Below are 26980 nucleotides of genomic sequence, written 5' to 3'. Positions count from 1 at the left end.
TCTCCTTAATGGGTATCGCCTAACCGGCGCAGGGATTGTGCCAGTATTGCGATGTAGAGTCCGGTAAAGATCAGCAAAACCCCTACCACATGGTAAAGCCCCAGGCGTTCGCCCAGAAAAATCGTTGCCAGCAGCAACCCGAACATCGGCATCAGATGAATGAACAATCCTGCCGTCGGTGCGCCTAATCGTTCGACTGCACGATTCCAAAACAGAAACGCCAGAATCGACGGAAATATGGCCATATAGAGTACGGTCATCAAAAAGGGTTCCGTCGTTGGCAGCGTAAAGTGCCCGCCCTGCTCCCAGAGCATTAACGGACATAGAATCACGACTCCGACCAGTACCGAAAAGCCGAAAAAGGTAAGGCCATCAAGACCCGCCGGGCGCCAGCGCAGGCTGAGGGTATAAAACGACCAGCTCAGCATTGCCATGAAGATCCACAAGTCGCCACGATTGAACGCGAAGCCGGTCAGTGTTTCCAACTGGCCACGACTGATAAGCACCAATACGCCACTAAATGACAACCCGACCCCCAGCCATTGCCGCGCCCCGACCCGCTCACCCAGAAACAGGGCACCCAGCAGTAGAATCATCAACGGCACAGCCGACTGCATCAGCATGGCATTGGAGGCCTGTGTGTATTGAACCCCCATATATACCAGCGTGTTAAAGCAGGCGACGCCGAGAAACCCTTGCAGACAGAGCACAGGAAGGTTCGCTGTCAGCGTCTGCCGCCTGCGCCATGCGCGCGGCAGCCACCAAGGTGCGATCAGCAACAAGGCCAAAGACCAGCGCAAGAACGCCAGCGTAAATGGCTGCATATCGAGATGAATCGCACGGGCCAACACAAAGTTGCCTGCCCAGAACAGCGTGGTCAGCACCAACAGTAAATACGGCATCAGGCGCTGGCTCGATCGTGCTGGCGCAGCAGTCGGGCCAGCAACGTATGCGGAGGGTCTTCACCGGTCAACAGATAATACAGGACGTTGTAATTGTTCGCGCTCCACTCCATCTGCCGCTTGGCAGTGCCCAGTCCACAGAACAGCACTTCGTCGCCTGTCTGCAGTTCATGCAACTCACCCGGTAGCAGATGAATGCCCTCTGCCGTACTCAACAGCAGCGGAAAACAGGGCAACAGGCGATCACGCTGGCGTGGGTCCTTGTTCAGATAACGCAGAGTAACAGGCCGCTCAGCCAGCAGCGTAGTAACCGCTGGTGCCGTTTCAGGGGTTATTGTCACGGCCCAGCTATCCAGCTCCTGATCCCCGACAACTCGACTCATGCGATTGATCAAGGTGTGTGCCCAGACATCATCCTGCTGTTGCAACTGCTCCAAGAATAGCGGCAACAATGGTGTTTTCAGCTGTGCCAGTATGCGGTTGGCAATAATCCGCCCCGGCTCCATAACGAAGTCACAACGGCTGTTGCGGAAGATCAGCGCATTCTGGTGCAGGTTCTGCCGCACCACGGTGGTCAATTTGGGATTCAGCTCTCGGGCCGTCATGATAATCGACAGGTTGTCGGCATCGTTGCCGGTGCCGGCGATGATGCCGACAGCACTGTCGACCCCCGCTTCCAGCAGCGTATGCGCCTCGGTACCAACGCCAACCACACCGTTCTTCAGCGGTGCCAGCTGACCGGGGCTGGGGTCGATGATGGTCATTTCCATCGCTTCATCCGCAAACGCCAGCGCCAGTGCGCGGCCAAAGCGCCCGTAACCGCAGATGATCCAACGCCCCGGTGCATGTTTGTACGCACTGGACAGAGTACGGTGGCGGGGGTTCATCAACCAGTCATACGCCAGCAGCTTGTGCGGTGCACGTGCGGCCAGAGCCATGTAGTCGGCATAGGCGCGGAACGGGTCGACGATCATGTCAGTGCCAAAGGATGCCATGTTGGCGGTGGTCACTTCGGAATTGGTACGGGTGATCATCTGCCGCCGCGGTGCCAGCAGTTTGCTGGCGATGGCAATCGACAGGTTGACGTTGTCATTGTTGGTCAGCGCCAGCACACCGATGCATTGAGGATGCTGCAGACCCGCATGGTCCAGAATGTCCGGCAATGACGCATCGGCACAGAGCGCCGGCACCGGGATCACCAGATTGTCCAGTTCCAGGGCATCAATGCGATCCTGTTCGATATCGACCACGACGACGCGGATGCCACGGTTGATCAGCCGCTTGACCACAATGCTGCCGGTCACGCCGTAGCCACACACCAGATAGAACGGTTCACGCAGGTTGCTCACGTGGGAGGTAAACCCGCGCAGGCGCATCAGGCGGCCGAACATCGGTTCCTGCAGGACCGCCAATGTCTGGCCGATCCCGTAGAGCCAGCTGATCACGGTGGCATAGATCGACAGTGTCACCCACATGCGCTGGGCATCGGTAAACTCGTAGGGCACCTCACCAAAACCGATGGTGGTACCCATATAGGACACGAAGTAGAAGGCATGGAAGAAATCCATGTACCACAGGTTGCCGTCGTTATCGCGCCCGGGAATCAGCGTCATGCCGAACACTGAAATGGCGTAGACCGTGATCAGCGTGATCAGCGGCGCCCGCAGACGCCGCATGAACAGGAACACCAGGTTATTCATGCGGTTAGCGCCGTACCAGCGCGGTTTCTACCACCAGCAGAATGACCGAGATGACATTCGCCACCAATGCTCCGGCAGCAAACGAGACCACACTCGCCATCATCTTCGGCGTCATGCCAGTTGCCGCCACCTGCTCGCCATAGCCCCAGAAAACAGCGGCCAGTATCAATTGCAGATCCGCCACCAGACTGGTTGCCAGCATCAATGCGCCCAAGTGGGTACGATCGCCAAATTTGAGCACTGTACACACCAGGCTGATGACCAGCGCGGCAAACAGTTCAAACACGTCATGATGGGCAGCGTTGTCCAGCTCTCCGAGGACAAAGCCGAAGTTGAGCGTCAGTGCCAATACAATGAAAAACGCAAAGATCACTTTCTCGCGGTTCATCCGTCCGTTCCCTATCCTGTAAACTCTGGCTGATTGTATCGACTGTACGCGTCCTCTGCACCCACAGTGGTCAAAATTGAACTGCCGGTCGTAACCGGGGTCGTATGTCGTCTCCAAGACTGTGCAACACCAAGTGAGGGAATATGCTGCATTTACGTCACCCGCTGGCTTTCGTCCTGCTGTTACTACTGTCCTGCCTGGCGCTGCCACTGCGGGCCGAGATCATCACCAGCCCCCTGGATACGCGGGAGTACCGCTACCTGCAGCTGGACAACGGCTTGCGTGCGGTGGTGGTATCCGACGCCCGCGCCGACAAGGCCGCCGTTTCCCTGAATGTGGCCGTCGGCTCCAATGCCAATCCGGCAGAACGCCCGGGGCTGGCCCATTTTCTCGAACACATGCTGTTCCTGGGGACCGAAAAGTACCCCGAGGCCGGTGACTACCAGCAGTTCATCAGCTCCCACGGCGGCAGCCACAATGCCTTTACCGCCTATGAAAACACCAACTACTTTTTCGATGTGGACGCCGGTGCCCTGCCGGAGGCTGTAGACCGCTTCGCCCAATTCTTTGTTGCGCCACTGTTCAGCGCCGAATATGTTGACCGTGAACGCCACGCCGTCCATTCCGAATACCAGGCCAAGCTACGCGATGATGGCCGCCGCAGCTTCGAAGCCCGGAAACAGGTCTTCAATCCGGAACACCATTACAGCCGCTTTGCCGTGGGCAGTCTGGAGACCCTGTCCAACTCCGATGACAGCAAGATTCGGGACGAGCTGATCCGCTTCTACCAGCGTTACTATTCCGCCAACCTGATGACCCTTTCCGTCATTGGCCCACAGCCGCTGGACCAGCTGGAAACGCTGGTGCGCAAGCACTTCACGGCAGTCGAGAACCGCAAGGCGACCGCCTATGTTGATCAGGCACCGCTATTCACCGACAACAGCCTCCCTGCCCAGCTGAATATCGAGACCCTGCGTGAGACCCGCCTGCTCAGCCTCAGCTTCCCCTTGCCACCGATTCGGGAGCACTGGCAGCAGAAGCCGCTGTATTACCTCAGCAGTCTGATCGGTTATGAAGGCAGTGGCAGCCTGTTGTCGCTGCTCAAGGAGAAGGGTTGGGTGCGCAGCCTGGCGGCATCACCAGCGATGGACCTGCCCGGGCAAGCAATGTTCAGCATCCAGATGGAGCTGACCGAAGCCGGTTGGCAGCAGATCGACTCGATCACGGCCGATACCTTCGCCTTCATCGAGACCCTGCGCCGGCAGGGCGTGAATGCTGAACTCTTTGCCGAAGAGCGCCAACTGGCCGAAGTGCAGTTCCGCTTCCGCATGTCCGGCAACCCGGTACACGACGTCATGCGCCTGTCCCAGGCACTGCAGCACTACCCGACACCGTACCTGCTCAAGGCCGACTACCACTTTGGCACGTTTGATGGCGCGCTGATTCATGCCTACCTGGACGCCATGCGCCCGGATAACCTGCTGCTCACGCTGGAAGGACAGGCACTGCCAACCGACCGCATGGAGCCGCGCTATCAGACGCCCTATGCGGTGCAGCCCATCGCTGCCGAGCGGCTGACCCAGTGGCAGGCACCGATCATCGATGCCCGCCTGCATGTGCGCAAGCGTAACCCCTTCATTGCCGAAAACCTTAATCTGATCACTGCCGCCGAGCAGACACGACCGCAAGCGATCTGGTCCAAGCCCGGAGCCGTGCTCTGGTATCTGCCGGACAACGAGTTCAAACGCCCCAAAGCCGATTTCTACCTGACCCTGCTCTCGCCGGTCGCCAACCAGTCGCCCCGACAGTCGCTGCTGGCCGGGCTGTACACCCGCATGGTGCAGGATCAGTTGAATGAGGAACTGTACGATGCCGCGCTGGCAGGCCTGTCGGCGAGCCTATATCCCCATCTGCAGGGCATCAGTCTCAAGCTGTCAGGCTTCAGTGACAAGCAGCCGCTGTTACTGGACACCCTGATCACGGCCATGCGTACCCCTGAACTGAAACCGGAACGCTTTGCCCGCATCAAGACGCAACTGCGCGAAGAACTGGAAAACAGCTTTCAGGACAAGCCCTACAACCAGGCATTCAATCATCTCTACACCCACTTGCTGGGCAGCGGCAGTACCGAGCAGAAACTGGCCGCACTGGAGACCATCACCCTGGCCGACCTGAAGGCCTTTTACCCTCAGCTGCTGGAACCAGCGGGCCTGCGCCTGCTCGCCCACGGCAATCTGAGTGCCGATACTGCAGTTGCCATGAGTCAACAGGTACGCACCACCCTGCAGCCCCAAACACTGGGCTGGGTAGCAGAACTGCCGCATGTGTTGTCACTGCCCGAGAACGAACCACTGATCGACACCTTTGCCACCGAGCATGGCGATGCCTCCACCCTGCTTTACCTGCAGGGACCGGATGAAAGCCTGCGCGCACGCGCTGCCGTGGCCCTGCTCAGCGAGATGATCTCCGCGCCCTTCTATTCGCGCCTGCGCACCGAGAAACAGTACGGTTACATCGTCTTCGCCAACTTCATGCCGATCCGTGAACGTGCCGGTCTGGCGCTGGTGGTGCAATCGCCCAACACCGACCCGTTCGTGCTCGCGACCGAATACACCGCTTTCCTGGAGGATTTGTCGGTGCGGCTCGACAACATGAGTACAGAGGAACTGACCCGCTATCAGCAAAGTCTGCTGTCACGTATCAATCAGCGGGATACCGACCTGAGCAGCCGCACCAGCCGCTACTGGCATGAACTGGACCGCGAAAATCTCGCCTTCGATACCCGCCAACAGCTGAGCGAGCACACCCGAGACCTGAGCCGTGAGGAGTTGAGCAGGATGCTGGACAGCCTGATGGCGCGCCAGCTGCTGATCCGCAACTTCGGTACCACGGTCACCGACGAGGTGAAACAGCAGGCATTGGCAGATGACGATGCACGCCTGAACACCCTGAAACATGAACAGCTGGGTATCCCCCTCTCCTGAGCGGGATACCGGCAACCCTGCTCAGGGAGCCGACGCGGGCTCTTCGACGAAGACCCGCCCCGGCGCACCGTTGCCGGGTTGGAGTATCGGGGCGGAGGGGGTCACGGCAGGCTCGTTTTCCGTGATCACTTCCAGACCGTCAGACCGGCCGGTCCAGTCGGCATCACCTGACTGCTCATCACCCAAGTAAACACCCGGAATCGCCTTCACCTCATCGGTACAGATATTCTGGAACACACAGCGCTGGATATCGATATCCAGACGAATCTGGTCAAAAACCTTATCCTCGCCCTTGAGTGCCACTACAGGCTCTGCCCGCACCTCGACCTGAAACACCGGCGGCGGCGCGGATGGATGAACCACCCATACCTGCGGTGGCGGTTGCTGATGATCGGCAAACGGCACCTCACGCATCAATTCCCGGTCACGATCACCGCGCTCCAGCCCTTCATACGCATCGCGCCCATGCCCACGCCCGGCCGCATAGCTATCCACGGCCGTTACGCCGTAAGGAATGGCCTCCTCCGCCAGCACGGTCGTGGCTACACAGGCACCGGACAACCATGCCAGCAGCAGGCCTTTTCGGCGAAATCTAGAAATACTCTCCCGGATAGATCGACTCGGCATAAAGTGCCAACTCCTCGAGTATGTGGCGGTCGCGATCCGGCAATTGCGGATCCTGAGCAATATCGTTCAGGTCCTTGAACAGCTGCGGCAGGCTGTAGCAGCCAGCCTCTCCCTGCAGCAACTTGCGGCTGCGGTACTCTTCCCAACGCTCGGCCTCGTCTTCGGTCAGCGTGTACTCAAAGTTGCGCGCCTTGTAACGCAGCAGCATCTCTTCCAGGCGCGCATCCTGAAACGGCAGGTCCAGCTCGGCCAACGCCATCGGTTCGGCAGTGCGCACCTGTTCCATCAGCGCCCGATCATGGTCGGAGAAAAAGCCTCCGCTGTAGAGCATATGGTCAGGATCTCCGTCAGCCGGTCGACCGGCGTCATTGAAGATATCGGCCACTTTGGCTGCCAATCCAGTTTCATTTCGCAACATTTGCAAATGCTGGCGGCAGACATCGCCGTCGATCGACAACCGACTGGCCTCAACCTTGGTCAACATGCCTGCTGGTGCAATGATCGGGCACTTGTTGGCCAGCACCTGCTTGAGGGCAATACGCGGCGCGCCCGCGGGCAACTGATCGTGCCGGGTATAGATCAACTCGCGCAGCTCGGCCACATCACGCTCGAACAGCGGTGTCGGGTCTTCACGCAGATCCCAGACCAGGGTGCTGTTGCGGTTGCTCGGGTGGTTGGCAATCGGCGCCACAATCGCGGCATTGCCCCACTCGGTCGGGTAGCGCGAGGAGACATGTAGCACCGGTTTCATCCGGGCCACATCCAGCTGGGCCTGTATCGCCCGCTTGCCCCGGTTGCGCACCACATAATCGAACAGCTTGGGCTGACGTTCCTTGACCAGTTTGGCCACGGCAATCGTCGCGTACACATCGGACAGCGCATCATGCGCGTTGCCATGGTCGATACCGTTGGCCCTGGTCAAATCTTCCAGACGCAGGCTGGGACGGCCATCTTCGTACTCGGGCCACACAATACCCTCTGGACGCAAGGCGCGAGTCAGTCGCAACATGTCGATGATGTCCCAGCGAGAACAGCCGTTCTGCCACTCACGGGCATAAGGGTCGAAGAAGTTGCGATACAGGGTGTAGCGCGTCACCTCATCATCAAAGCGAATACTGTTGTACCCCACCGCACAGGTACCCGGCGTCGCCAGTTCCGCATGGACACGGGCAATAAACTCCGCCTCGCAGACACCCTCTTTCAGCGCTGTCTGCGGCGTAATGCCGGTAACCAGACAGGCCTGCGGATGCGGCAGTACATCTTCAGACGGACGGCAGTACAGCATCAGCGGCTCGCCAATGATGTTGAACTCGGCGTCAGTACGGATACCGGCAAACTGCAACGGCCGGTCCCGCGCCGGATCGATGCCAGTGGTTTCGTAATCATGCCAGTAAAAGGTTTCGTTCTGCGCGCCCGCCATTTGGAGTATGTCTCGACTTTTTGTAAGGGGAATGGTTAGATCGGTTTCAACCTTCAGATTAACATCTCAACCCCCAGGGATCATCCGTATGCTGATCGACAATCAGGATTTGGACACTCGCTGCCCTTGTGGCTCGGGCAAACCATTCAGTTTCTGCTGTGAACCGGCCATCACCGGCCGCAAACCGGCAGCCACTGCCGAGGCTCTGATGCGCTCGCGTTACACTGCATTTGCATTGGGTGCCATCGACTACCTGATCAAGACCACAGCACCACGCAAACGCACCCCTCAAGATGCCGAACTGCTGGCCGAACAGACCCAGATCACGGTATGGACAGGACTGGAAATAGTCGACACCGAAGCCGGTTCAGCCGACAACCAGAATGGCATCGTTGAGTTCAAGGCCTCGTTCGACAGCCCGGAAGGCAGCGCCATCCTCCATGAACGCTCCCGCTTTGAACGCGAACAGGGCGAATGGGTTTACACCGACGGGGATGTCAGCGTGCTCCCGACATAAGCCCGACACGAAAAATATGACCAAAAACACCCGTGGTGATCCATTGCTCTGGATTCGCCCTATCATCGTTCAGACGATGGCTGTAGGGTGCAACTGCCTGATCTCGATACCCTGAATCCCCGGTTCACCGTCATGTAACGGTACTTAATCCCGATTCAGCCTCTGTCAAGGCTTTTCCTTGGACTCAACGGCCCGTTAGAATAGCGGCCCCCCCGTTCATCCACGGTACATGGATGTCGGGACTCTCCTCTGGTAGTGGTGACTGATGTTTGCAAACCTGTTCAAGCCCAAGTGGCGTCATTCGGATCCGGAAGTTCGTGCCTGCGCGATAGGCAAGCTGCACCCGGACCACCCCGAGCAGGCCGTTATTCTGTGTCAGCTTGCTCTGAATGACAGTAACCAAAATGTACGACTGCGTGCGGTTCGCCGTCTGTCCGATACGGAATCATTGCTCACCGTGTTGCAGCAATCACGTGATCCCGAAATTCGCGAGCAGGCTGGCGTGCGGGTCAGCGAGTGCTTCGATGACAATCAGAGTCAGGGCAGCCTGCACCAGCTGCTCGAGCGGATTGATGACGACGCAACCCGCACTCGTATCATTATTCATACCAGCTGCACCCACCTGGAAACCGATACGCTCAACAGCATCCGCGATGAAGCGGTACTGATGCAGATCGCCCTGAATGCAAAACTGGCCAATATCCGTAAGGAAGCGGCACAGCGCATCGACAGTACCGAGCTGCTGGAGCAGATTCAACGCGCATCACGGGGGCGCGATAAAACCGTTCACCGGATCAGCCGCGACAAGTTGAATAGCCTGCGCGAACAGGCCCGTCAGGCAACTGAAACCGACCAGCGCCGTCAGCAGCTGCTGGCTCAACTGCAGCAGCTCGCCGTCACCCACGATACCCAGTACCTGCAGGCACGTGCGCAGGCGCTGTACCAGGAATGGCAACAGCTCGGTTCGGCAGGAGCTGAACAACAGCAATTCGCGGACCTGCAACAGACCATCGAACAGCGCCTGCAGCAGCGAGCTGACGCAGAGGCTGCCGTGGTCCGCGAACGTGAAGCACAGCAGGCTCGTGAGCAACAGGCACAGGCACTATTGGAACAGCTGGCCGCATTGACGCCGACCCATGGTGCGGCTACCACTGCCGCCGAACAGTTGGCATCGCTGCAACAACAGTGGCAAACACTGAGCGGCACGCTGTCCGCACGGCAGCAAAGCCAGTGGCAAAAAGGTACGCAAGCTGTTGAGCAAACTCTGGCCGCACTGGTGGCACTGGACCAGCATGACGAACAGCTAGAACGCCTGCTGACCGACGACCAGCAACCGTTGCCGCAACGGCTGCGCAAGGTCCAGCAGCTGATCGGCAAAATTGACTGGCCCGCTCAGACACCTGCACCTGAACGACTGCTGCAACTGACTGCCCTGGCCGATACGCTGAAGCAGCAACAGGCTGACCTTAGCGCAGAAGCGCGCCAGCAAACCGCCGAAATCAGCCATCAGGTTGATCAGCTGGAGCAGGCGATCGAGAGCGGCAATGTGATCGATGCCGACCGTTTGCAGCAGGCCTTGAGCAAACGCATGGAGCAGCTGGGCACACTGTTGCCTGACGCATTGGAAGCACGCTTCCGTCAATTGCATGCCCGTCTGGCTGAACTGCAGGACTGGCAAGGCTTTGCGGTCAGCGGCAAGAAGGAATCTCTGTGCGCCCAAATGGAAGCCTTGATCGGAGTCGAACTGGCACCTCAGGCGCTGGCTGACCAGATTCGGAACCTGCAACAAGAATGGAAGCAGGTCGATGCCAACGACCCACTGCATTCACAGAAACTGTGGAAACGCTTTCATGAAGCAGGTGAAAAGGCGTATACCCCGTGCCAACAGTGGTTTGGCTCGCAGCGCAAACAACGCGAATTCAACCTGACACAGCGTCAGCAAATCTGTGACCAGCTTGAGCTTTATCTGAAGCAGATGGATTGGAACCAGGCCGACTGGACCGCCGTTGAAGCGATCAGCCGCACGGCACGGGAAGAGTGGCGTACATACACACCGGTCGACCGTGCCCCAGGCAAACCGTTGCAGCAGCAGTTCAATGCGCTGCTGCGGGAACTGGATCAGCAGGTCAAGCAGCATCGTCAGCACTGCGGTGAGATCAAGGAACAGCTGATCGCCCAAGCGTCTGAACTGGCGACCGCCGATGATGTCTCCGCTGCCGCCGACGCCGCCAAGCAGCTACAGCAACAATGGAAGAATGCAGGACCGACCTTCCGTAGCCGTGAGCGCGCGCTCTGGCAAGCATTCAGAGAGCAGTGCGACCTGATTTTTGCCCGCCTCAAGGAACAGCGCAAGGCTCAGGCCAGCCAGGAACGGCAACAGGCACAGACTCAGAAAGCCATGCTCCCCGATATGGCCATTGAGGCATTGCAACGACTGGCCCTGCTGGCCGAGCAATCGGAAGAAGAGCTGGTGACCCAAGGCAGCAGCGAGACCCTGTCGACACTGCTGACAGAAGCGATCACCGGTCCGTCACCGGGCGAACACTGGCGCGAGCGTATCGGCGTGCGTCTGGAAGCGATCCGCCTGATCAGCGCGGGTACCCGCAGTATCGAGCAACAACTGGCTATATCTGAACGCCAGGCACGTGAGCTCTGTATCCGCCTGGAAATCCTGCTGAGCCTAGCCTCCCCTGAAGAGGACGAAGCCCTGCGCATGGAATACCAGATGGAGCGTCTGAGCCAGGCACTGGCCCAGCAGGACGACGAGCCCACGCCAGCCGCCTTGCAGGCTCTGGAACTGGAATGGCTGACGCTGCCCTTCGCCTGGCAGTTCGGTGAACTGCACGACCGCTTTGTGCAGCAACTGCAGTCAGCCTGATACAGGCATGAAAAAGCCGGATAGCGATAACGCCATCCGGCTTTTCTGTATGTGGCTGCCAGATTCTGATCAGGCAGCGGCGTGGTTGATCCGCTCCGGTGCAGGCATCAGCGGCTGACTCAACTCGGTGTCAACCCGGAACAGGTGGTATGCCTCGGGGCCAAAGGGGTCCAGAGCCGTATCCATGTACTCATAGTCCATGGCGACCGGTTTCCCGGTCATCGCTACCCGGAATGACGCCCCACACACCGGAACATCGGCACGCAACGGTTCTTCCACCCACATGAAGAGCCCTTTTTCCGCTATCAGGTACTCAAATCGCACCACCCGATATCCTGCTTTCAGATGCAGTGTATTGACGGTATCGGACGCCTCAAGACGGTATTTATGGATCGCTTTCATGATCGGACTCCTCGTCTCGTTTGATCAGGCTTTCATCATGGGCAATACAAACAAAAGAAAAAAGCAGGTTTATTAATCTTTATCATCAGCTTTTTTCGATGAGTCATCTACCCGCCCCTGACAGATTGCCTGTACCGCCGCATGCTGGGGATGCGCACCCCGCGTAATCGCGTACAGCTGATCACGTACCGACTCAACCTGCCCGATCACCTCGACCTGATACTGCCGGCACACTTCATCGGCAATCACCCCCGGTGCTGCAAAGACCCCCATGCCATGATGGCCAAACACCTTGATCAACGCACTGTCATCCACCTGGGCACGAATCGACACCTCGACGCCCGCACCATCAAACCACTGCATCAGCTGGCTGACATAGGGCGCATCGACTGCATTGGCCAGAAACGGCTGGCCATTAAGACTGTGGGGGAAGTCTTCACGCAGTGCCTCGGCTAAAACGGGCGCGGCAAACAGACTCATCGGCGAGCTACCCAGATCATGCAGATACAAGCGCGAGTCAGGCTCGAGCGCAGGTGGCCGATCAGTCAGAATCAGGTCAAGATCACGCCGTTTGAGGTCGTTCAGCAGATTGGGGGTGCGGCCGGTTTCACAGCTCAGATTGAGCTCACGGTCCAGTTGCAGCGCGGGTTCGATCAGACGCCAGGCGATCAGCTTGTGAATCGATGCCGAAATCCCGACCGACAGGTTCAGCGGGCGATCTTCAGCCGGTGTCTGCAACACCTGCTGCAGCGCTTCGGCCGCCTCAAAGATCGCATCGGCATGGCGCTGTACGGTACGGCCCAGGTCGGTCAATTTAAGGCCTCGCCCTTCGCGACGAAACAGCAGGCCGCCGACCTCGCTTTCCAGTGCCGACACCTGACTGCTCAGGGTTTGCGGTGCCAGCTCAAGCACCTGGCTGGCGCGCGCCATGGTGCCTTCACGGGCGACCACCCAGAAATGGTACAGGTGGCGAAAGTTAAGTCTGTTCAGCATCCAGCACTCCCCTGCTCAGATGCCGAACAGTGTACCTCAGGCCGCCAGCAGTGCCACACCGGTCAGCGCAATCGCGCCCCCGGTCACACGACTGAACAACCGTGCGCGCGCCTCGTCCCCCACCTTACCCAACAGCATACCGAGCAGGTGCAGGCCCAGCGTTGCCAGAGTGAAGCCCGCCGCATAGGTGAAGCCAGTGGCAGTTAACGGCATTTCAGCCCCGTGCGCCAGACCGTGAAAGAGAGCAAAGCCGCCGGCAATGGCCATGCACACCGGGGTCGCAAAACGTGCCGCACAAGCCAGCAACAGCCCGAGCACAACCACAGAAACACCGATACCCTGCTCGGTCAGCGCCAGCGATACGCCCGACAGTGCCAGCGCGTTGCCCAACACCATGGTGGTCACAAACGTAAGTGGCACCAGCCAAAGGGCACAACCGCCCAGACGCGCTGCCCACAAGCCGACAGCCAGCATGGCCAGCAGGTGGTCGGCCCCCCCCACCGGATGCGCCAGTCCACTGACAAACCCTGACACTTCATGGCCGGTGTGGGCCAGCGCCGCACCCGGCAACAGCGCAACAGCGGTGACAGCGGTGACAGCGGTGACAGCCACAACAAATGATGTACGCATAACGTTCTCCTTGAACATGATCACACCACCGCCTTGGCGGGTGGCAGGGTTTTGGCGTCCAGCATCCCTTCGCTGATGATGAAGCCGATAATGTCATCCAGCCCCTGTGCCGCTTTCAGATTGGCAAAGATGAACGGACGCTCGCCGCGCATCCTGCGCGCATCCCGATCCATCACCTCCAGCGATGCACCAACCAGCGGGGCCAGGTCGATCTTGTTGATGATCAGCAGATCCGACTTGGTGATGCCGGGGCCACCCTTGCGCGGAATCTTGTCACCGGCTGAAACGTCGATCACATAGATGGTCAGGTCGGACAGCTCGGGGCTGAAGGTTGCGCTGAGGTTGTCACCGCCACTCTCGACAAACACCACATCCAGCGCACCGTGGCGCTCGACCAGCTGATCAATCGCCGCCAGATTCATCGATGCATCTTCACGGATCGCCGTATGCGGACAGCCTCCGGTTTCGACCCCGATAATACGGTCGGCACTCAGTGCCTCATGTTCAGTCAGAAACTTGGCGTCTTCCTGAGTGTAGATATCATTGGTCACCACGGCGATATCGTAATAATCGCGCATGGCGGCACAGAGCGAGCGCAACAGTGCCGTTTTGCCGGAACCGACCGGCCCACCAACGCCCACTCTCAATGTCTGTTTCGGGTTGCTCATCGCGTATTTCCTCTTGTGACTGGCGGCTCCCCGTTCAGGAACGGAACAGCCTTGAATACTGAATTTCATGGCGACTGCTGGCGATCGCCAGTGTTGGCAGGCCAACACCGATCGCCTCTTCATCAACGCCCTTGGCAATCTCGAACGCTTGCGGCAGCAGCGGTTGCAGATCATTGAGCAGCTGCTGTGCCTGGGTTTGTCCCAGCGGCACCAGCTTGGTGGCTGCCGCAACCTGATTTTCCAGCCACGACCAGCCCAAACCCAATGCGGCCAACTCGCCATTGATCTGCCAATAACGCGCCGCAAAGGCGAACAGCACAATAAAACTGACCTCCTTGCGCAGTGTTTCGGGCACCTCAATACCGAGGTTCTTCAGCACCCGACGCAACGCCGCGCCCATGGCGCTGTCGGTCAGGCGCAGCTCGCGGGTTTCACGGCAGGCCAGTGACAGGTCGTTCAACGTTTGCCAACGCTGCTCTGTGTCGGCCTGCATCGCCAACCGCAACAGCGGCAGGTCAGTGCGGGCTACGCTGTGCAGCAGCTGCAGCTCCAGCCAGTCGGCGATCTGATCGGCCTTGCTCACCCAACCGGTGTCGATGGCGTATTCCAGCCCCTGCGAAAAGGCGTAGCCTCCCACCGGCAGGCTGACACTGCTCAGTTGCAGCAGCCGCAACAGGGCGTGGTCAGTGGTCGTGATGGTGCTGGCCATGGGCATAGGCTCCGGATTCCGGCATGAACACAGCCTCGTGCAGACCGGTTTCAAGCCCGAGCAGATTCAACATCTCTTCCAGCACATGGTCAGGCTTGATTCGGAGCAGGCGATCCCCTACTTCAATACGCACATGGCGATTACCCAAGTGGTAACAGGCACGGGCGAAGGTGTTCCAGTCATCACAGCGCGCTTCCAGTACCGGTTCTTTCGCACCTTCAACCTGCAGATGCCGCCCACATACCGCCTTGAGATATTCCCCCACCAACAGCGGCTTGCCCCGTTCCAGAAATACCCGGACCTCCTCACCGGTATCACTGGTCAATTTCAGCCGTCCCCGATCACGCTGATCATGGGTCAGCACCACTTTTGCCGCGACCGGTGCATGACAATGCGTCCCCAGACGTTCATGTACTTCGAACATGGTTGTTCTCCTTAAACAGTGCCTTTAAAACAATGAATAACGCTGCGCCAGCGGCAACACATCGACCGGTTCGCAGGTCAGCAGTTCGCCATCAGCCCGCACTTCATAGGTCTGCGGGTCGACACTGATCTCGGGCAGCCAGTCATTCAGCACCATGTTGGCCTTGGTGAGGGTGCGCGTATTGCCACACGCCACCAAACGACGCGTCAGCCCCAGCTGCTCGCGCAGGCCCGAATCCAGCGCAGCCTTGCTGACAAAGGTCACCGAAGTTTCCGCAGCCGCCCGCCCCTGCGCCCCGAACATCGGCCGGTAGTGCACCGGCTGAGGTGTCGGAATCGAGGCGTTGGGATCACCCATCGGCGCAGCCGCAATCATGCCGCCCTTGATGATCAGCGCCGGTTTGATGCCGAAAAAGGCGGGCTTCCACAGCACCAGATCGGCCAGTTTGCCGGGCTCGATGGAGCCCACTTCATGGGCGATGCCATGGGTAATGGCCGGGTTGATGGTGTACTTGGCGATATAGCGACGGGCACGGAAGTTGTCCGCACCGAGGTCGGCATCTTCCGGCAACAGACCAAACTGCAGCTTCATCTTGTGGGCGGTCTGCCAGGTACGGGTAACCACTTCACCGACGCGGCCCATCGCCTGCGAATCGGAGGAGATCATGCTGAATGCACCCCGATCATGGAAAATATCTTCGGCGGCGATGGTTTCCTTGCGGATACGGGAATCGGCAAACGCGACATCTTCGGGGATATTACTGTCCAGATGGTGACAGACCATCAGCATGTCGAGATGCTCATCCACCGTGTTGACCGTGTAGGGTCGCGTCGGATTGGTAGACGATGGCAGCACGTTCGGGTAACCACAGGCGCGGATGATATCCGGCGCATGACCGCCACCGGCCCCTTCGGTGTGGTAGGTGTGGATCACGCGGTTCTTGAATGCACCGATGGTATCGTCGACAAAGCCGGACTCGTTCAGGGTATCGGTATGGATCGCCACCTGTACGTCGTACGCGTCCGCCACGCTCAAGCAGCAGTCGATCGAGGCCGGTGTGGTACCCCAGTCTTCGTGCAGCTTCAGGCCACAGGCTCCGGCATCCAGCTGCTCACGCAGCGCTTCGGGCTGGCTGGCGTTACCCTTGCCGAGAAAGCCGAGGTTCATCGGCATTTCGTCGGTGGATTGCAGCATCTTGCCCAGATACCAGGGCCCCGGCGTGCAAGTCGTGGCCTTGGTGCCGGTGGCCGGGCCGGTGCCGCCGCCAATCATGGTGGTGACGCCCGACATCAGCGCCTCTTCCACCTGCTGCGGGCAGATGAAATGGATATGGGCATCAATGCCGCCGGCGGTGAGAATCGCCCCCTCACCGGCGATCACTTCGGTGCCCGGCCCGATGACGATATCGACGTTGTCCTGAATATCCGGGTTGCCCGCCTTGCCGATGGTGTGGATGCGCCCGGCCTTGATGCCCACATCCGCCTTGACGATGCCCCAGTGATCCAGAATAAGGGCGTTGGTGATCACCAGATCCATCGCCACCTCGTTGGTGAGCTGGCTCTGCCCCATGCCATCACGGATCACCTTGCCGCCACCAAACTTCACTTCGTCGCCATAGGTGGTGAAGTCCTTCTCGACCTCGATCCAGAGTTCGGTATCACCCAGACGAACGCGGTCGCCCACGGTGGGGCCGAACATCTGCGCGTAACTGTGTCGGTCCATTTTGGCCATCAGCTGTCCTCCCCTGCTGCCGGTGCATCCAGCGGCCCCATCACTTCACCACGGAAGCCATAGATGGTGCGGCTACCGGCATATTCCACCAGCTCAATCTCACGCCCCTGCCCAGGCTCGAACCGCACGGCGGTGCCGGAGGCGATATTGAGGCGAAAGCCTCGGGTGGCGTCACGGTCGAACACCAGCGCGGGGTTGACCTCGTAAAAGTGGTAGTGGGAACCGACCTGTACCGGCCGATCACCGTGGTTTTCCACCCGTAGCCGAGTGGTCTTGCGACCCAGGTTCAGCTCGATATCGCCGGGGGCGCTCTGAATTTCTCCGGGAATCATCGGACTCTCCTCGTTAAACAATCGGCTGATGCACGGTGACCAGCTTGGTGCCATCGGGGAAGGTGGCTTCCACCTGCACCTCATCGATCATCTCCGGCACCCCGTCCATCACCTGATCGGCGCTGAGCAGGGTTTTGCCGAAGCCCATCAGCTCGGCCACGGTGCGGCCATCACGGGCACCTTCGATGATTTCCATGGTGATGTAGGCCACCGCTTCCGGGTAATTCAGCTTCAGGCCGCGATTCAGGCGGCGTTCCGCCAGCAGCGCGGCGGTGAAAATCAGCAGCTTGTCTTTCTCTCTTGGCAGCAATTCCATCGATATCTCCTTCGGTCTGCAGCCGCAGACCGGTTGCAATCAGGTAGCCCAGATTCGGGGGGCGCAGGCCTCACGGCCGATCAGGGTCGGGCGGATCAAGCCCCAGCACTGTTCAAGGCAGCGCCGGGCTTGTTCAGAGCACCGTCCCAGGGTGCGGATAAGCAGAAATTCACCACTCAAACTGACTCCGGCCAACAGCTCATCCTGCTCACAGCATGCGCGCAGCGGTTCCAGCAACGGTTCGACCTGTTCCGGCGTGAACGGCCCTGCCACCATCAATCCCGTCACCGGCTGCCCTTGCAGACCCGCCTTGCCGGTCAGCACGGCGTGGCTGTGTTCATCCAGCAGCAGCTGTTCGCGCAGCAGCAGCCGACCGTCGCGGCGAATCTGCAGACGCTGGTGCAGCTCGCCTGCAGCAAAATCCTCACCGCAGGCCGGTAATCCAAGGCTGGTCACTTCCCAGCCGATAAAACGGGCATCGCCTGTCAGCGCCACCTCCACTTCCAGCCGGGTGCGGGCGTTCGGGTAGAGGATGGTTTCCAGCGGCAGCCACTCCAGTGAGCTGCCGGCACCCACCTCCAGCGTGACCCGCTGATGCTGCAGAGTGCGGTCGGGGCGGGCACGGTACACACGCCCGGCACCCGGGGTGGTGATCAGCGCCGCCGTGTCAGCGTCCAACCGGGCTTCAATCTCCAGCAGATCACCGGACACCATGCCGCCGGGCGGATGCAGCAGGTACAGATGCGCCAGGTCCGGCCCTTCCGGGTAAAACGGTTTTTGCAGATGCAGCGGCCCGAAACGTTCGGCGCTGGCCACCCGCGTCCCGCGTGCCGTGCGCTTCAGCCCCAATGACAGGCGCGCATGCCAGCGGGAAGGCTCTACATCCGGGGCCGAGGTCAACGGGGGTGAAGTCAGCGGCATATTCATCCGATCATCCTCAGACCGCCAGATACTGGCGAATCAACTCATCATTGAGGTTATCCATGCGATCCGCGGCGACGATGCGGCCTTTCTCCATCAGGCGAAACTCCTTACCCACACGGCGGGCAAAGCCCAGCTTCTGCTCCACCAGGATCACGGTCATCCCCTCCTCTTCGTTCAGCTTGAGGATCACGTCACCAATCTGTTTGACGATATTGGGCTGTATGCCTTCGTTGGGTTCATCCAGAATCAGCACTTTGGGGTCGATCACCAGCGCCCGCCCAATCGCCAACTGCTGCTGTTGTCCGCCCGACAGATCACCGCCACGGCGATGCATCATGTCGCCCAGCACCGGGAACAGTTCGAAGATCTTGTCGGGAATCGCCTTCGCACCATCCTTGCGGACCGGCAGCCCGATGCGCAGGTTTTCTTCCACCGTCAACAGCGGAAAGATATCGCGTCCCTGGGGTACATAGCCGATCCCGGCGCGGGCGCGATACTCCGCCGGACGGCTGTGCAGCGGCTCGCCCTGCAGCAGAATTTCACCGCTCTCAATCGGCAGCAGCCCCATCAGACATTTCAACAGAGTGGTCTTGCCGACGCCGTTGCGGCCCATGATGCAGGTACAGGAACCGGCTTCGATCTCCAGCTCCAGATCCCAGAGAATGCGGGTGCCACCGTAGAGCTGATTCACTTGTCGGATCGAGATCATGCGTCTTCCCCCAGATATACTTCGATCACGTCACGGTTGTTCTGCACCTGCTCCATGGTGCCTTCGGCCAGAACCGAGCCCTGATGCAACACGGTGACGGTACGGGCGATGCTGCGCACGAACTCCATGTCGTGTTCGACCACCACCACGGTATGCTCGCCTGCCAAGGAGGTGAGCAGTTCGGCGGTGCGCTCGGTTTCTTCAGCGGTCATCCCGGCAACCGGCTCATCGATCAGCAACAGGCGTGGCTCCGCAACCAGCAGCATGCCGATCTCCAGCCACTGTTTCTGCCCGTGCGACAGCGCCCCGGCCAGCCTGAATCGCTGCGCTTTAAGGCCGATGATCCCCAGTACGTGATCAATGCGATCCATCTCGCCGGGCGACAGCCGCGCCATCAGCGTCTGCCAGATCCCCTTGGCCGTTTTCAGCGACATCTCCAGGTTATCGAGTACCGTATGCGCCTCGAACACTGTGGGCTTCTGGAACTTGCGGCCGATTCCCAGCTGGGCAATTTCCGGCTCGCTTCTTTCCAACAGATTGAGGGTCTGGCCGAAATAGACACTGCCCTGATCACACTGCGTCTTGCCGGTGATCACATCCATCAGCGTGGTTTTGCCCGCCCCGTTGGCCCCGATCAGGCAGCGCAGCTCGCCGTCATTGATATACAGATTGAGATCATTCAGCGCCTTGAAGCCATCAAAGCTGACACTCAGCCCTTCCACGTACAGCAGCACCTGCTTGGACACATCGATCGGTGGCGCGGGCGGCACCAGGAAGGGCCAGACCCGATCCGGGCGCATCAGTTCACGGGCGTTATCCAGTGCATTCATGGGTGAGCCTCCTGTGGTAATGCCGTGTCAGCCTTGCGCTGACGGCCCGCTGTCAGCTGCCCCCACAAGCCTGCCAGCCCCTTGGGCAGATACAGCGTCACCAGCACAAAGAGCAGACCCAGTGCGAACAGCCAACCTTCCGGCATGATCGCGGTGAAGCGGGTTTTCGCGTAGTTGACCAGCAGCACACCGATGACCGCGCCATACAAGGTGCCGCGCCCACCAACCGCAACCCAGACCACCACTTCGATGGAGTTGAGCGGCGAGAACTCGCCCGGATTGATGATGCCGACCTGAGGGACATACATGGCCCCGGCGATCGCCGCGATCAGCGCCGAGTAGACAAACAGCCAGACCTTGTAACGGTCGGTGCGATAGCCAAGGAAGCGCGTGCGGGACTCACCATCACGGATCGCCACAATCACCTTGCCCATGCGGGACTTGAGGATCAGGTGGCTGACCACATAGATCAGCCCCAGCAGCAGCGCGGTGATGGCAAACAGGGCCACACGGGTGGCGTCGGATTGCAGATCAAAGCCAAGGATCTCCTTGAAGTCGGTCAGGCCGTTGTTGCCGCCAAACCCCATCTCGTTACGGAAGAACGCCAGCATCAAGGCATAGGTCAGCGCCTGCGTCATGATCGACAGATAGACACCGGTCACCCGCGAGCGGAACGCCAGCCAACCGAACACGAAGGCCAACACGCCGGGCACCAACAGCACCATCAGCATGGCGAACCAGAACTGATCCATGCCCAGCCAGTACCAGGGCAGACTGTCCCAGTTGAGGAACACCATGAAATCGGGCAAGTCCGGGTTGCCGTAGACGCTGCGATCACCGATCTGGCGCATCAGGTACATGCCCATGGCGTAACCGCCGAGGGCAAAGAAGGCACCGTGGCCCAGGCTCAAAATGCCGCAATAGCCCCAGATCACATCCACCGCCAACGCCAGCATCGCGTAGGAGAGATACTTGCCCAGCAGCGTGATGGTGTAGGTGCTCACGTGCAGCGGCGAGGTTTCAGGCAGTAACAGATTGGCCATGGAGGCCAGCGCAGTGACGGCGAACAGCACCGTCACGAACGGCAGCACCCGGTTGCCGGGGGTACGCCCGGCAGCAAACAGCTGAGTCAGCCAGTTCATTCAGCCGCCCTCCCTTTCTGCGGGAAGAGTCCCTTGGGACGCTTCTGGATAAACAGGATGATGAAGACCAGAACCAGAATGCTGGCCAGCACCGCGCCGGTGACCGGCTCCAGGAACTTGTTGGCGATCCCCAGCGAGAAAGCTGCCACCAGCGTGCCCCAGAGGTTACCGACACCGCCAAACACCACCACCATGAACGAATCGATGATGTACGCCTGACCCAGATTGGGGCCGACGTTGGTCAGCTGGCTCAGTGCCACCCCGGCAATCCCGGCAATACCGGACCCCAGGCCAAAGGTCATGGCATCCACCCAACCGGTACGGATACCCATGGAACGGGCCATATCACGGTTTTGCGACACCGCACGCACGTTCAGGCCGAGCGAGCTTTTCTTCAACAGCAGCATCAGGGCAAAGAACACCAGCAGTGCAAACGCCAGAATGTAGAGCCGGTTCAGCGTCAGCGACAGTACCGGGTTGATCTCCCAGGAGCCGCTCATCCATTCAGGTGAGGCCACCTGACGGTTCAGCGGCGAAAACACGGTGCGGACCAGCTGCTGCAGCACCAGACTGACACCGAACGTGGCCAGCAGCGTTTCCAGCGGCCGACCGTGCAGGTGACGAATCACCAGACGTTCCAGCAGCACACCCGCCAAACCGGCGACGATAAACGCCATCGGGATCGCCACCCACAATGAATAGTCGATATGGTTGGGCATCAGCAGCTGCACCACATAGGTGGTGTACGCGCCCAACATGATCATCTCGCCGTGGGCCATGTTGATCACGCCCATCACACCAAAGGTGATCGCCAGACCGATCGCCGCCAGCAGCAGCACCGAGCCCAGGCTCAAACCAAAAAACAGCTGATCAATAAAGGCGTAGAACTCCACCCTCTGCTCAATACCGACCAGCGCCTTCTGCGCCGCTTGCTGCACCTGAGGCACAGGGTCGCTGTCGGCAATACGGTTCAGGGCATTGCGCACCGGGCCTTCAAGACTGCCCTCAAGCTGCGCAATGGCTTCAATACGGTCAGCGGCTTCAGTGGCCGTGTTCAGGCGGTTCAGCGCCAGCGCCATATCCATCACCTCGCGCACGTCAGCAGACCCTTCATTGAGACGGGCAACACGGATCGCGTCCAGCGTGCCGGGGGCAAGATCCGACAGCAGCGCACGCACGGCGGCTTCACGCACCGAGGCACTGACAGACCCCAACTGCAAACGGGAGATGGCATCACGCAGCTGGCCACGCAATGAGTTATTGACGCGGATCTTGCTGATCTCGCGTTTGGACAAGCGGTCGATCGGGGCACCGCTGAGCAGGTCGAGTTGCGTTTCCTCACCCGCCATTTCGGTCACCGCAATCACTCGCTTTGACGCTTTGATGTAGTAGAGATCCCCTGCCAGCATGGTGCGAAACAGGGGCAGTATTGCTTCGCCGCCCTCGGCTTCAAGCCTCGTCAGTACTGGCGCGGCCTGACTCAACTTGGCATCAACCAGCGCTTCAAGCAGCGGTTCCAGTGTAGGCGGCAGCGGCGTGTTCGCGGCCTGTACCACCGGCGTGACCAGCAGCAGACCCAGCCAGCAGCCGAGCATTGCGAGTAAATGTTTCACAGGATGTACTCCGTCGAATGACAACAGGCGACCCCGCCCGCAGGCAGGGTCACACCGGGCATCGATCAGTTGGCCTGACCACCGCAAGATTCGGTCTTGACGTTGTAGTTGCCACAGGTGATCGGCGCGGTCCAGTCAGCGATCAGATCCATGGACCCCGGCAGGAAGTCGGACCAGGCATCACCGGGCACAACGCCTTCGGTTTCCCAGACCACTTCAAACTGGCCGTCATCCTGAATCTCACCGATCAGTACCGGCTTGCTCAGATGGTGGTTCTTGTTCATCAGCGCCGTGCCGCCGGTCAGATTGGGTACTTCCTGGCCGATCATCGCCTGCTCGACCGCATCGACATCGGTGGTGCCCGCCTGTTGCACCGCCTGCGCCCACATGTTGAAGCCGACATAGGTTGCTTCCATCGGGTCGTTGGTGACGCGTGAGTCATCACCGGTAAAGGCGTGCCACTTCTGGATGAATTCACTGTTCAGGTCGGTATCAACGCTCTGGAAATAGTTCCAGGCGGCCATGTGGCCGACCAGCGGTGCGGTATCAATACCAGACAGCTCCTCTTCACCCACAGAGAACGCGACCACTGGGATATCTTCAGAGGAGACGCCCTGGTTACCCAGCTCCTTGTAGAACGGCACGTTGGCATCGCCATTGATGGTGGACACAACCGCTGTCTTCTTGCCTTCGCCACCGAATTTCTTGATGTCGGAAACAATCGACTGCCAGTCGGAATGACCGAAGGGGGTGTAATTGATCATGATGTCCGCTTCGGCCACGCCATTGGCTTTCAGGTAGGCTTCGAGGATCTTGTTGGTGGTGCGCGGGTAAACGTAATCCGTACCGGCCAGCACCCAACGCTCGACACCCAACTCGTTCATCAGGTAATCCACCGCAGGAACCGCCTGCTGGTTCGGCGCGGCACCGGTGTAGAACACGTTCTTGGACGACTCTTCGCCTTCATACTGCACCGGATAGAACATCAGGCCGTTCAGCTCTTCCAGCACCGGCAACGCGGACTTGCGCGATACCGACGTCCAGCAACCGAAGATCACGTCCACGTCTTCCTGTGTCAGCAGCTCACGGGTCTTCTCGGCAAACAGCGGCCAGTTGGAAGCAGGGTCTACCACCACCGGTTCCAGCTGTTTGCCCAGCAGACCACCCTTCTTGTTCTGCTCTTCAATCATCATCAGCACGGTGTCTTTCAGCGTGGTTTCGCTGATCGCCATGGTGCCCGACAGCGAGTGCAGCACACCCACCTTGATGGTATCGGCCGCCAGTACGCTGAACGAGAGTGAGGATGCGCCCATTGCCAGCGCCACGCCGACAGCCAGTGATTTGATCTTCATTGCAGTACCCCCTTGGGTTGCGCAGCGGTTCCAGCCCCGCACAACCTTCGTTATCGGTCGGCCCTGACAGGACCGGGAAAACAACTCAGTGCCCGATTGATTATTCAGAAGGCAAGGCACCAGGGGTATGCGCGCAATGACGCAGGGGGATACGTCAAATGACGTAGGCACGGGCCAGGTATACCGAGCTAATGGACTAGGGCTATAATCACGCCCTCACCCGATATCACTCACCGGTTAAAGCCTGACCCTCGGATATACTGCTGTGCGCCCACGCCGTCCTACAGAAAAAAGCCCGAACCAACCTGATCGCAAAGGCCTGCACCCGAGAAATCTGCACGCGCACGGCTATGATTTTCCCGCGCTGATCAACAGCTACCCGCCGCTCGCCCAATATGTGAGCCAGAATGCGTACGGCAACCTGTCCATCGACTTCGCCGACCCGCTGGCGGTAAAAGCCCTGAATGCCGCGCTGTTGAAGCAGCATTACAACATTGTGGACTGGGATATTCCTGAAGGTGCGCTGTGCCCGCCCATTCCTGGCCGAGCCGACTACATCCATTACATCGCAGACCTGCCTGGGCTTAAGGCGACCCACGTCACCCTGCTGGATATCGGCACCGGGGCCAACGGCATCTACCCGCTACTCGCCTGCCAGCTATACGGCTGGCAATGCGTGGGCAGTGATATCAATACGCAATCACTGGACAATGTTGCCGCGATTATCGCCAAAAATCCCAGCCTGAAAGAGCGCTTCACCCTGCGCAGGCAACACGACAAAAATCACATCTTTGAGGGGATTATTCAGCCCGGCGAGTTTTTTGATGTGAGCGTATGCAACCCGCCCTTTCATGCCTCTGAAGATGAAGCACTCAAAGGCAGCCAGCGTAAACTCAGTAACCTGGCGCGTAATCGCGGTGAGAAAGCCACCCGCTCGGCCACGCTGAACTTCGGCGGCCAGGCAGCGGAACTCTGGTGTAAGGGTGGCGAGCAGGCTTTCCTTAAAAAGATGATTAAAGAAAGCCAGGCTTTTTCAACACAATGCCGCTGGTTTAGCAGCCTGGTGTCGAAAGCGGAAAACGTGAAGCCTGCAACCAAGCTGATCCGCAAGCTGGGCGCGGTTGATGTGCGGGAAATCGAGATGAAACAGGGCAATAAAATCACCCGTATATTGGCGTGGACGTTTATGTAACGGCCACGCGGGGTTAACGCGTCTTGTCGACATTGGCACGGCGCGTCCGCTCTTGCTCCAGCATTTGCGCCAGGTGCTCTGCCAACGGCCTCTTCAAGCAAGCCGACACACTGCGCCATAAACGCTGATCCTCGTTCATCATATTGATCAGCTGGTCTGCGAGATTTTGGTTCATAGGCTTCTTATCGTGATCGTTTTCGGGTTTTCGGCGGGTTCTGACAGGCTAGAACATGTCGTACGGCTCAGGATCTTCAGGGTACGCCAACCGAGCCAGTGCTTTCAGATCAAGACTCAGCAACTGTGCTTCATCCAGAGTTGTGCGGAGATAATCCAGCATCTCAAAATCCAGCACTTCACGGGGAGTCATCGCTGACGCCCCCTGCTGCAACAGCGCGATAACCGCCGACAGCGTGGTGGCGTTATCAAACTCCTCATCGGACACCAGATCCAGGTCAACATCAGCTTTCAGCATCAACTCAAAGACCAGCGCATGGCGCCAAATCTCAATACCGTGCTCTCTCAGCGTGTGCCGCATACTCCGTGCAGCTTTACGCAGCACCTTACCACAGGACAAACAGCCGGCTTTTTCAGCTTTAAGCGGCTCCAGCGGATAATAGGCCAGATACTGACAAAACTCGCACCGGGCCGGGAAAGGGTCCATAAAGTGCACAATATCGTCCTTCTTTCGTATTTAAGGCCACCGCCTTTGCAACTGCTCTTTAACGGTCAGCCCGACAAAAAACAGTACCAGAGTGACCAGCCAGCCCACAGACACCCACACACCCGGCATCAGCTGTTGCCAGTCGGTAATACCCATGACGCCATAGATAAACACCGCACAGGAGATAAACGGCAGTAACAGCAAGGCGTAAAACATCAGCATCACCAGAGACGAAAACATCTCATCCAGCCACGGAAAGCGCGAACGATGCCTTTCAAAATCAACCAGCCCAAACATGCACTGCACGGAGAAAAACAACAAAAAAGCCTGCAAAAAACACCAGCCTACAGCGGCCAGAATAGCGATCCATTGCATACGAATATCCTCTGAAGTATCAGCCTAAAACCGATACCGTCTTAACGGTCTGCAACCTGAATACGACAACCGGTCATACCGCACTGTCAGGTCGGTTTTGCTGCTAGAAGACAACGGTTTAAAGCGGCACAGTTAAAGCCATAAAACGGCACGTTATAAACGGAATCCTGCATGCAGGAACCACCGCTGTATTTCTTGTACTCTGTATTCAGGTGATCAAATATATGCTGAACCGTGTCCATGTTCAGCAGACCACTAGCACTCAGTTTGATCAGAAGATGCGAAAACGGTGAGTAATTAAACATCAGGACGGTAGACTCAGAAACTGCCTGTGTCAGGTTATCCAGCAGGGACTCATTTTTAAAAACCCGCTCTGCCAACGCCAGCAGGATGTCATGCTTGATCGTGCGCGTCAGCGAACGCTCCTCTACCATCAGCCAGATCATCGCAAAAGCGACATCTCTGCGCTTATCAGGTGACCCGTAATCCACCAAGACAAGTGCAGCCTCATATTTTTCCAGATAATCCGTTACATACTTGCTCAAAATTCACTCCTTGGTT

The 26980-nt window shown here is 58.9% G+C and carries 28 protein-coding genes; 4 read left to right on the top strand and 24 right to left on the bottom strand.

What is annotated here, in order from left to right:
• Positions 1–5: 5 nt before the first annotated feature.
• The 3 genes from CLV44_RS00450 to CLV44_RS00440 are packed head-to-tail and all read right to left on the bottom strand — an operon-like array spanning position 6 to position 2990.
• Positions 6–902: a DMT family transporter gene (locus CLV44_RS00450; protein WP_106590136.1), complete on the bottom strand. Its 897-nt coding sequence runs from the start codon at positions 900–902 to the stop codon at positions 6–8.
• Complete coding sequence (locus tag CLV44_RS00445; RefSeq protein WP_106590135.1) at positions 902–2602, bottom strand: potassium channel family protein; 1701 nt, start codon at positions 2600–2602, stop codon at positions 902–904. The genes CLV44_RS00450 and CLV44_RS00445 overlap by 1 nt, the downstream gene beginning before the upstream one ends.
• Before the next feature lie 4 nt (positions 2603–2606).
• Entirely contained in the window at positions 2607–2990 is a 384-nt protein-coding gene (locus CLV44_RS00440; RefSeq protein ID WP_106590134.1) for a DUF6394 family protein, read from the bottom strand.
• Positions 2991–3133: 143 nt separating this feature from the next.
• On the opposite strand from CLV44_RS00440, the gene CLV44_RS00435 reads away from it, so the two are divergent.
• A complete protein-coding gene (locus CLV44_RS00435) occupies positions 3134–5974 on the top strand; it encodes an insulinase family protein (RefSeq protein ID WP_106590133.1) in 2841 nt (946 codons plus the stop codon).
• Positions 5975–5995: 21 nt separating this feature from the next.
• On the opposite strand, the gene CLV44_RS00430 is transcribed toward CLV44_RS00435, so the two are convergent.
• Both CLV44_RS00430 and sbcB read right to left on the bottom strand, forming a co-directional pair.
• Positions 5996–6601: a hypothetical protein gene (locus CLV44_RS00430; protein WP_146139965.1), complete on the bottom strand. Its 606-nt coding sequence runs from the start codon at positions 6599–6601 to the stop codon at positions 5996–5998.
• The gene (gene sbcB / locus CLV44_RS00425; protein ID WP_106590131.1) at positions 6567–8021 is read right to left on the bottom strand and encodes an exodeoxyribonuclease I; all 1455 of its coding nucleotides are present in this window, start codon (positions 8019–8021) and stop codon (positions 6567–6569) included. The genes CLV44_RS00430 and sbcB overlap by 35 nt, the downstream gene beginning before the upstream one ends.
• Positions 8022–8109: 88 nt before the next feature.
• On the opposite strand from sbcB, the gene CLV44_RS00420 reads away from it, so the two are divergent.
• Together CLV44_RS00420 and CLV44_RS00415 are read left to right on the top strand one after the other, a co-directional pair.
• Entirely contained in the window at positions 8110–8538 is a 429-nt protein-coding gene (locus CLV44_RS00420) for a YchJ family protein (RefSeq protein ID WP_106590130.1), read from the top strand.
• A gap of 265 nt (positions 8539–8803) precedes the next feature.
• Positions 8804–11416 (top strand): DUF349 domain-containing protein, encoded by a 2613-nt coding sequence (locus tag CLV44_RS00415; protein ID WP_106590129.1) that lies wholly within the window; start codon positions 8804–8806, stop codon positions 11414–11416.
• 69 nt (positions 11417–11485) lie between these two features.
• Here CLV44_RS00415 and CLV44_RS00410 read toward each other — a convergent pair whose 3' ends face one another.
• The 15 genes from CLV44_RS00410 to urtA form a co-directional block, all read right to left on the bottom strand.
• Complete coding sequence (locus tag CLV44_RS00410) at positions 11486–11818, bottom strand: DUF7352 domain-containing protein (protein ID WP_106590128.1); 333 nt, start codon at positions 11816–11818, stop codon at positions 11486–11488.
• A gap of 72 nt (positions 11819–11890) precedes the next feature.
• Positions 11891–12811 carry a LysR family transcriptional regulator gene (locus tag CLV44_RS00405; protein WP_106590127.1) on the bottom strand — a complete coding sequence of 307 codons (921 nt, stop codon included), beginning with the start codon at positions 12809–12811 and terminating at the stop codon, positions 11891–11893.
• Between the two features lie 36 nt (positions 12812–12847).
• A complete protein-coding gene (locus CLV44_RS00400) occupies positions 12848–13441 on the bottom strand; it encodes a HupE/UreJ family protein (protein WP_106590126.1) in 594 nt (197 codons plus the stop codon).
• Between the two features lie 20 nt (positions 13442–13461).
• Positions 13462–14109, bottom strand: coding sequence for an urease accessory protein UreG (ureG, locus tag CLV44_RS00395; protein WP_106590125.1), 648 nt, complete (start codon positions 14107–14109; stop codon positions 13462–13464).
• 34 nt (positions 14110–14143) lie between these two features.
• The gene (locus CLV44_RS00390; protein WP_106590124.1) at positions 14144–14818 is read right to left on the bottom strand and encodes an urease accessory protein UreF; all 675 of its coding nucleotides are present in this window, start codon (positions 14816–14818) and stop codon (positions 14144–14146) included.
• Positions 14793–15242, bottom strand: a complete 450-nt coding sequence (gene ureE / locus CLV44_RS00385; protein ID WP_106590123.1) for an urease accessory protein UreE — start codon at positions 15240–15242, stop codon at positions 14793–14795. Before ureE ends, CLV44_RS00390 begins: the two co-directional genes overlap by 26 nt.
• A gap of 24 nt (positions 15243–15266) precedes the next feature.
• A complete protein-coding gene (gene ureC, locus CLV44_RS00380) occupies positions 15267–16973 on the bottom strand; it encodes an urease subunit alpha (RefSeq protein ID WP_106590122.1) in 1707 nt (568 codons plus the stop codon).
• A complete protein-coding gene (locus tag CLV44_RS00375; RefSeq protein WP_106590121.1) occupies positions 16973–17305 on the bottom strand; it encodes an urease subunit beta in 333 nt (110 codons plus the stop codon). Before CLV44_RS00375 ends, ureC begins: the two co-directional genes overlap by 1 nt.
• A 13-nt stretch (positions 17306–17318) precedes the next feature.
• Complete coding sequence (locus tag CLV44_RS00370; RefSeq protein ID WP_106590120.1) at positions 17319–17621, bottom strand: urease subunit gamma; 303 nt, start codon at positions 17619–17621, stop codon at positions 17319–17321.
• A 39-nt stretch (positions 17622–17660) separates the two neighbouring features.
• Positions 17661–18548 (bottom strand): urease accessory protein UreD, encoded by an 888-nt coding sequence (locus CLV44_RS00365; RefSeq protein WP_106590119.1) that lies wholly within the window; start codon positions 18546–18548, stop codon positions 17661–17663.
• 10 nt (positions 18549–18558) lie between these two features.
• Positions 18559–19254, bottom strand: coding sequence for an urea ABC transporter ATP-binding subunit UrtE (urtE, locus tag CLV44_RS00360; protein ID WP_106590118.1), 696 nt, complete (start codon positions 19252–19254; stop codon positions 18559–18561).
• Positions 19251–20084 carry an urea ABC transporter ATP-binding protein UrtD gene (gene urtD / locus CLV44_RS00355; protein WP_106590117.1) on the bottom strand — a complete coding sequence of 278 codons (834 nt, stop codon included), beginning with the start codon at positions 20082–20084 and terminating at the stop codon, positions 19251–19253. The genes urtE and urtD overlap by 4 nt, the downstream gene beginning before the upstream one ends.
• Positions 20081–21226: an urea ABC transporter permease subunit UrtC gene (urtC, locus tag CLV44_RS00350; RefSeq protein ID WP_106590116.1), complete on the bottom strand. Its 1146-nt coding sequence runs from the start codon at positions 21224–21226 to the stop codon at positions 20081–20083. The genes urtD and urtC overlap by 4 nt, the downstream gene beginning before the upstream one ends.
• Entirely contained in the window at positions 21223–22839 is a 1617-nt protein-coding gene (urtB, locus tag CLV44_RS00345; RefSeq protein WP_245912547.1) for an urea ABC transporter permease subunit UrtB, read from the bottom strand. Before urtB ends, urtC begins: the two co-directional genes overlap by 4 nt.
• Before the next feature lie 65 nt (positions 22840–22904).
• On the bottom strand, positions 22905–24191 hold the full coding sequence (urtA, locus tag CLV44_RS00340) for an urea ABC transporter substrate-binding protein (protein WP_106590114.1): 1287 nt from the start codon (positions 24189–24191) through the stop codon (positions 22905–22907).
• Positions 24192–24456: 265 nt separating this feature from the next.
• On the opposite strand from urtA, the gene rlmF reads away from it, so the two are divergent.
• A complete protein-coding gene (gene rlmF / locus CLV44_RS00335) occupies positions 24457–25383 on the top strand; it encodes a 23S rRNA (adenine(1618)-N(6))-methyltransferase RlmF (protein ID WP_106590113.1) in 927 nt (308 codons plus the stop codon).
• A 13-nt stretch (positions 25384–25396) separates the two neighbouring features.
• Here the strand turns inward: rlmF and CLV44_RS17280 are convergent, their stop codons facing one another.
• The 4 genes from CLV44_RS17280 to CLV44_RS00320 form a co-directional block, all read right to left on the bottom strand.
• Complete coding sequence (locus tag CLV44_RS17280) at positions 25397–25558, bottom strand: hypothetical protein (protein ID WP_170069218.1); 162 nt, start codon at positions 25556–25558, stop codon at positions 25397–25399.
• 48 nt (positions 25559–25606) lie between these two features.
• Complete coding sequence (locus CLV44_RS00330) at positions 25607–26053, bottom strand: hypothetical protein (RefSeq protein WP_146139964.1); 447 nt, start codon at positions 26051–26053, stop codon at positions 25607–25609.
• 21 nt (positions 26054–26074) lie between these two features.
• Positions 26075–26419: a hypothetical protein gene (locus CLV44_RS00325; protein WP_106590111.1), complete on the bottom strand. Its 345-nt coding sequence runs from the start codon at positions 26417–26419 to the stop codon at positions 26075–26077.
• An 86-nt stretch (positions 26420–26505) separates the two neighbouring features.
• Positions 26506–26964: a hypothetical protein gene (locus tag CLV44_RS00320; RefSeq protein ID WP_106590110.1), complete on the bottom strand. Its 459-nt coding sequence runs from the start codon at positions 26962–26964 to the stop codon at positions 26506–26508.
• Between the last annotated feature and the right edge of the window lie 16 nt (positions 26965–26980).

It is taken from the genome of Marinobacterium halophilum (assembly GCF_003014615.1).
Lineage (GTDB): Bacteria > Pseudomonadota > Gammaproteobacteria > Pseudomonadales > Balneatricaceae > Marinobacterium > Marinobacterium halophilum.
Note: the sequence above shows the minus strand (reverse complement) of the source record. Positions and strands in the feature narration are given on the sequence as shown.